2 protein-coding genes are annotated in these 7,469 nt (G+C 74.8%); both read right to left on the bottom strand.

Annotated elements, in window-relative coordinates; genetic code table 11:
- On the bottom strand, nt 1–962 hold a 962-nt coding region (locus ACRX5W_RS32960; protein WP_436792076.1), incomplete at its 3' end, for a beta-ketoacyl synthase N-terminal-like domain-containing protein.
- Nucleotides 895–7,469, bottom strand: a 6,575-nt coding sequence (locus tag ACRX5W_RS32955) for an SDR family NAD(P)-dependent oxidoreductase (RefSeq protein WP_436792075.1), incomplete at its 5' end; no start/stop codon positions are given. The genes ACRX5W_RS32960 and ACRX5W_RS32955, both read right to left, overlap by 68 nt.

Raw genomic sequence — 7,469 nt, 5'->3', positions numbered from 1 at the left:
TCCAACAACAACACCCCCACCCCCTCACCCCACCCGGTGCCATCGGCACCCGCCGCGAACGCCTTGCAGCGGCCGGACGTGGACAGCCCGCCCTGTCGGGAGAATTCGACGAACGCGGACGGCGTGCACATCACGGTGACGCCGCCGGCGAGTGCGAGGGAGCACTCGTCCGACCGCAGCGACTGCACGGCCAGGTGCAGCGCCACCAACGACGACGAACACGCCGTGTCCACCGTCACCGCCGGACCCGTCAACCCCAGGTGGTAGGCGATGCGCCCGGAGGCCACGCTGGCGGCGTTGCCGGTGATGAGGAAGCCTTCGACCGCTTCGGGGGCGCGGGTCATCAGCAGCAGCGGGTAGTCCTGGCCGTTGCCGCCGACGTAGACACTGGTACGGCTGCCGCGCAGCGTCGCGGCGTCGATGCCGGCGCGCTCGACGGCCTCCCATGCGACCTCCATGAGGAGTCGCTGCTGGGGGTCCATGCCGAGGGCTTCGCGCGGGGAGATGCCGAAGAACGCGGCGTCGAACTGGTCGGCGTCGTACAGGAAGCCGCCTTCGGGCGCGTTGGTGCGGCCGGGCGTCTCGGGGTCCGGGTCGTACAGGTCGGCGGGCCAGCCCCGGTTGTCGGGGAACCCGGCCATCGCGTCGCGGCCGTCGGCGACCAGCCGCCACAGGTCTTCGGGCGAGCGGACGCGGCCGGGGAAGCGGCAGGCCATGCCGACGATCGCGATCGGTTCGGCGTTTGCCGCGATCAGGTGCCGGTTCTGGGCGCGCAGGCGTTCGACTTCCTTGAGGGACGAGCGCAGCGCGGTGACGAGCTGGGCGGACGTATCGGCGGCGGTGTCGCCGGCGCCGGTTGTCGTGGTGGTCACGGGCTCTTCTCCTCCGGGTCGGTCAGGGCGCCGAGCTCTGGGCGGCGAGCCGGAGCAGGCTTTCGGTGTCCATGGCGTCGATGGCGTCAGCGGCGGGTCCGGCGGCGGTGTCCGGTGATGCCGCGTCGGTGCCGTCCGGTGCGGTGACGTCGTCGTCGGCGAGTTGCAGCAGGAGGTCGAGGAGCCCGGCGCGGCGCAGGCGGCTGATCGGGAGGGCGGTGAGAACACGTCGGACCGTGGCGTCCGGGTCGTGGGGGTCGGCGTCGGCCTGCGGCCCGTCGGCCGGGCCGGGCTGTGCCTCGGCGCGCGGAACGGGTAGCTCTCCACGGAGGTAGTCGGCCACGGCGGTCGGGGTGGGGTGGTCGAAGACGAGGGCCGCGGGCAGTGCGAGGCCGGTTGCGGCACTGAGGCGGTTGCGCAGGTCGACGGCGGTGAGCGAGTCGAAACCGAGGTCCTTGAAGGCCCGTTCGCTGTCGACGTCGGCGGCGTGGGCGTGCCCGAGCACGGCGGCGACCTGGCTGAGGACGGTGTCCAGCAGGGCGCGGTCGCGGTCTGCGGGGGGCAGTACGGCAAGGCGTCGCGCGAGGTCGGCGCCGCCTGAGGGGGCCGCGGTCGTGCCGGCCGTCGCGCGGCGGGGCGCCGTCCCGTACAGCTCCTTGAGGAGGGCGGGCAGGGCGTCGCCTTGCGCGCGGAGGGTGCGGGCGTCGAGGCCGGCGGGAACGAGTTGGGCACCCGTGTGGCCGAGGGCCGCGTCGAACAGCTCCATGCCCTCCGCGTCGCCGAGCGGCCGGACGCCCGCGCGGGCCATGCGCTCGTAGTCGGCGGCGTCGAGGGCCTGGGCCATGTCGCCGCTGCGCGACCACAGGCCCCAGCCGAGCGAGGTCGCGGGGAGCCCGTGGCGGTGGCGGTGGGCAGCGAGTGCGTCGAGGAAGGCGTTGGCGGCGGCGTAGTTGCCCTGGCCGGCGCCCCCGAGGACGCCGGCGAGCGACGAGTACAGGACGAACACCGCGAGGTCGCGGCCTAGGGTCAGTTCGTGCAGATTCCATGCGGCGTCGACCTTGGGCCGCAGGACGCCCTCGACCTGCTCGGGGGTGAGCGACGCGATGACGCCGTCGTCGAGTACGCCGGCAGTGTGCACGACGCCGGTCAGCGGCCGGTCGGCGGGGATCTCGTCGATGACCCGGGCGAGGTCCGCCCGGTCGGCAGCGTCGCAGGCCGCCACGGTCACCGAGGCACCGGCGGCGGTGAGTTCGGCGACCAGCGCGTCGGCGCCGGGGGCCTTCGGGCCGCGCCGGCTGACCAGCACGAGGTTGCGGACACCGTGCCGGGTGGCGAGGTGGCGGGCCGCGAGCGCGCCCAGGCCGCCGGTGCCGCCGGTGATCAGGACGGTTCCGCGGGCGTTCCCGAGCGCGTCGCCGGTGCGGTCGCCGGCGCCGGCGCGGACCAGGCGCGGCGCGAGGAACCGGCCGCCGCGCACCGCCACTTCGGGTTCGCCGAGGTCGACGGCGGCCGGCGGGAGCGGGTCGCCGGGGCGTTCCAGGTCGACCAGGATGACCCGTCCGGGATTCTCGGTGCGGGCGGAGCGCAGCAGGCCCCACGCGACGGCGTACGGGAGGCGGTGGGCGTCGCCGGCGCCGTCGCCGGGGAGCACGGGCAGCGCGCCCGCACCTGCGGCGACCAGCCGGGACGTGGCCAGGCGCGGGTCCGCCAGCCACGCCTGCGTGTGCGCGAGGGCGCGGCGGGCAGCGGCGTGCGTGGTGGCGACCAAGTCGGTTTCCGGGCCGGTGTCCAGGCCGAGGACGATCACGTCCGGGGCTGGCTGTCCGGCATCGAGCGAGCCGAGCAGGGCGGCGAGGTCGGGGTGCCGGGCGGCGCCCGCCAAGCCGAAGCCGTGGTCGCCGACCACCGCCCACGACGCGTGGGAGGAGATGCCGCGCTCGGCGGCCGGGCCGACGTCGGCCCAGTCGACGCGGTGCAGCGAGGGGTGCGCGATGCCGCTGACGGCGCCGCGCAGCCAGGCGGATGTCGCGCGGCGCACGCGCACTTCGTCGACGGTGGCGACCGGGCTGCCGGCCGGGTCGGTGAGGCGCAGCGCGGCGGTATCCGGCCCGGTCGGGGTGAGGGTGGCGCGGACGGTGACGGCGTCGGAGGCGTGCACGGTCACCCCGGACCACGTGCAGGCGCCCACGGCTCCGGCGACCTCGCCGCCGGGGTCGGCGACGAGCAGTTGCAGGGCGCTTTCCAGCAGTGCGGGGTGCAGCACGTAGCCGTCGGGGCGGCCGGCCGTGTCGGGCAGGGTGATCTCGGCGAGCAGGTCCCGGCCCCGCTGCCAGGCGCCGGTGATCCCGGTGAGCGCCGGCCCGTACGCGGCTCCTGCTTCGGCAAGTCGGGCGTAGAGCCGCGCCGGGTCCAGCGGGCTCGCGTCGCCGGGCGGCCAGGTGGGCTCATCATCCGGCGCGGGGGGCGGCGCGTCGCGGCCGAGCAGCCCGGTGGCGTGCCGAGCCCAGGGGCGGGCGTCGGCGTCGTCGGCCTCGGGCCGGGCGTAGACGGCGATTTCGCGGCGTCCTTCGGTGTCGGGGTTGCCGACGACGACCTGGATCTGCACGGCGCCGCGCTCGGGAAGGGCGAGCGGTGTGTCGGCGTCGAGCCGGTCAAGGGCGGGGCAGCCGACGTGGTCGCCGGCCCGCACGGCCAGTTCGGCGAATGCCGCGGCGGGGAGCACCCGGGTGCCGTGGAGGGTGTGCTCGCCGAGCCAGGTGTGGGTGCGCGGCGCGATCCGTCCGGTCAGGACCAGCCCTGCACCGTCGGCGAGTTCGACCGCTGCACCCAGGAGGGGGTGGTCGGCCGCGGTCTGTCCGGCGGCCGACACGTCCGCGCCGGTCGACGCGGCAAGCCAGTACCGCTCGCGCTGGAAGGGGTACGTCGGCAGGTCCACGGCCCGGGCGCCGGAGCCCGCGAGGACGGCCTCCCAGTCGACGGGCACGCCGCGCACGTGCAGCGCGCCGAGGGAGGCGAGGAATTGGGCGGTGCCGCCGTGGTCCCGGCGCAGCGTGCCCACGACGACGGGGTCGGCGGCTTCCCCATCAAGGCAGCCGAGGATGTTGGCGGCGAGCACCGGGTGGGGGCCGGTCTCCACGTAGACGCGGTGGCCGTCGCGGGCGAGTGCTTGTACGGCGTCGGCGAAGCACACGGGCTCGCGGGCGTTGCGGTACCAGTACACGGCGTCGAGCCGGCCGGTGTCGAGCCGGGTGCCGGTCACCGTGGAGTAGAACGGGATCGCGGACGAGCGCGGCTGGACCGGGGAGAACTCCTGAAGCAGGTGGTCGCGCAGCCGGTCCACCTGCGGCGAGTGCCCGGCGGCGTTCAGGCCCTGGAGCCGGCGCACGCGCACGCCGTCGGCCTCCAGGGCGGCGAGCAGGGCGTCGAGCGCCTTGGCGTCGCCGGTGACGGTGCAGGTGCCCGGGGCGTTCACCGCGGCGATGGAGAGCCGGTCGGACCATGGCGCCAGCCTGGCCTGGGTCTCGTCGGCGCCCAGGCGCACGGACGCCATCGCGCCTTTCCCGGCCAACCGCTGCCACGCCTGGGCGCGCAGCGCGACGATGCGGGCCGCGTCGTGCAGGGAGAGTCCGCCCGCGACGTGGGCCGCGGCGATCTCGCCCTGGGAGTGCCCGACCACGGCAGCCGGCTCGACTCCCACCGAGCGCCACACCGCAGCCAGCGACACCATCACGGTGAACAGCACGGGCTGTACGACGTCGAGGCGGTCGAGCGACGGCGCGCCGGGCTCGGCGCGCAGCACGTCGGTGACCCGCCAGTCGAGGAACTCGCCGAGCGCGGCCTCGCATTCGGCGGCGGTCGCGGCGAACACCGCCGACTCGTCGAGCAATTCCCGGGCCATGCCCGGCCATTGGGTGCCCTGGCCGGGAAAGACGAAGACCGGGCGGGTATCACCTGCCCCCGCCGATCCGATGGCGGCGCCGGGGGACGGCTCCTCACCGTCCGCGATGGATTGGAGGGCGGCGACCAGTTCGGCGGTGTCGGCGCCGACCACGACGGCCCGGTGGTCGAAGTCGGCGCGGGTGGCGACCAGCGACCACGCGGTGTCCACCGGCCTCGGCGCGTCGTCCGCGGACGCGAAACAGGCCAGCCTGCGGGCTTGTTCGCGGAGCGCGGCCGGGGTGCGCGCGGAGATCGGCCAGGCGACCGCGGCGGGCCGCACGCTTTCGGCGGCACGCCGCACGGCCGACTCGGCCGCCGCATCGGTTCCCGGCTTCTCGGCGGTTTCGTCGGACTCCGGCTCCGGAACGGGTTGTTCGATGATGATGTGGGCGTTGGTGCCGCTGAACCCGAACGACGACACGCCCGCGCGACGCGGCGCACCGGTTTCGGGCCACAAACGCTGCTCGGTGAGCAGTTCGACCGCGCCGGCCGACCAGTCGACGTGCGGGGTCGGGGCGTCGACGTGCAGGGTTTGCGGGAGGACGCCGTGCCGCATGGCCATGACCATCTTGATCAGGCCCGCCACGCCCGAGGCATGCTGGCTGTGGCCGATGTTCGACTTGAGTGACCCGAGGAACAGCGGCCGGCTGTCGGGGCGTTGGCGTCCGTAGGTGGCCAGCAGCGCCTCGGCTTCGATGGGGTCGCCGAGCCTGGTGCCGGTGCCGTGGGCCTCGACCGCGTCGACGTCGGCGGCGGTGAGTCCGGCGTTGGCCAGTGCCTGGGCGATCACCCGCTCCTGCGAGGGGCCGTTGGGCGCGGTGAGCCCGTTGGACGCGCCGTCCTGGTTCACCGCGCTGCCGCGTACGACGGCGAGCACCCGGTGGCCGCGGCGCCGGGCGTCCGACAGCCTCTCCACCAGCAGCAGTCCGACGCCTTCGGCGAAGTCGGTGCCGTCGGCCGCGGCGGCGAACGCCTTGCAGCGGCCGTCCGGAGCCAGGCCGCCCTGCCGGGAGAACTCGACGAACGCGCCCGGGGTCGACATCACCGTCACGCCGCCGGCGAGTGCCTGCGAGCATTCGCCCGCCCGGATCGCCTGCGCGGCCAGGTGCAGCGCGACCAGCGACGACGAGCACGCGGTGTCGACGGTCAACGCCGGTCCGGTGAAACCGAGTTGGTAGGCGATGCGGCCGGACATGATGCTGGGTGCCCCGCCGGTCAGCATGCGACCCTCGACGGCCTCGGGCGCGTCCTGCAACTGCGGTCCGTATCCCTGCCACGACGCGCCGAGGAAGACACCCACGCGTTCGCCGCGCAGCGAGGTCGGGTCGAGCCCGGCGCGCTCGAAGGTCTCCCACGCGGTCTCCAGCAGCAGGCGCTGCTGCGGTTCCATGGCGAGGGCTTCGCGCGGGGAGATGCCGAAGAACCCGGCGTCGAAGGCGTCGGCGTCGTGGAGGAAGCCGCCTTCGCGGGTGTAGGTCTTACCGGAGCTGCGCGCGTCCGGGTCGTACAGCGCTTCGATGTCCCAGCCGCGGCCGGTGGGGAACGGTGTGACCGCGTCGGTACCCGAGGCCACCAACTCCCAGAGGTCCTCCGGTGATTCGACGCCTCCGGGATAGCGACAGGCCATGCCGACGATCACGATCGGGTCGTCGGACGCGGCGGCCGGCACGGCAGCGCCGGACACGGCGGCGGTGCCGCCCGAGGTCAGTTCCCGAACGATGCGGTCCGTGACCGCCTGCGGGGTCGGCGCGTCGAAGGCGATGGCCGCCGGCAGGCGCAGCCCGGTCGCGGCGTTGAGGCGGGTCCGAAGCTCGACGGCGGTGATCGACGTCAGCCCGAGATCGGCGAACGCCCGTGTCGGCTCGATGGATTCGGGGGAAGGGTGGCCGAGCACGAGGGCGACTTGGCGGCATACCACGCCCAGCACCGCACGGTCGCGTTCGGGGTCGGACAAGCCGGCCAGGCTGGTGCGGAGGGCATCCGCGGCACCGGCCTCCGGCTCGTCTGCGGCGTCGGCATCGGCCGCGAGGAGGGCGCGCAGTTCGGTGTCGACCGGGTCAGACCCGCGGTCGGCGGCTCGGGAGGTACGGCCCTCGGGGGCGTCGAGCCAGTAACGGCGGCGCTGGAAGGCGTACGTGGGAAGATCGAGGGGCTGCGGGGGCGAGGTCGTGCCGTCCAGCAGCCGCGTCCAGTCGACCGGGAAGCCGTGCACGAACAGGTCCGCCAGGGCACTTGCGGCGGCCTGGGGCTCCGGGTGGTCGCGGCGCAGCACGGCCACGGTGTGGAGGGCGTCGGCTTCCGGGAGGCATTCGGGGAGCATCGCGGAGAGCACGGCGTCGGGGCCGAGTTCGAGGAACGTGGTCACACCCTCCGCGTCGAGTGCGCGGGCCGCGTCGAGGAAGCGCACGGGCTTGCGGACGTGCTCGACCCAGTAATCGGCCTTCCCCAGCTCCTCTGCGGACGCCACCGCCCCCGTCACCGCCGAGACGACCGGTGTCACCGGCTCCCCGAACGCAATGTCCGCGATCTCGGCCCGGAAGTCGTCGAGCATCGGGTCCATCAGCGGCGAATGGAACGCATGACTCACCCTCAACCGCTTCGTCCGCCGGCCCTGGTCCCGCAACCACCCGGCCACCCCGGCCACCGCGTCCGCCTCAC

The organism is Yinghuangia sp. YIM S10712, assembly GCF_051388935.1.
Classification (GTDB): Bacteria; Actinomycetota; Actinomycetes; order Streptomycetales; family Streptomycetaceae; genus Yinghuangia.
This window is presented reverse-complemented; position numbering and strand designations above follow the sequence as displayed.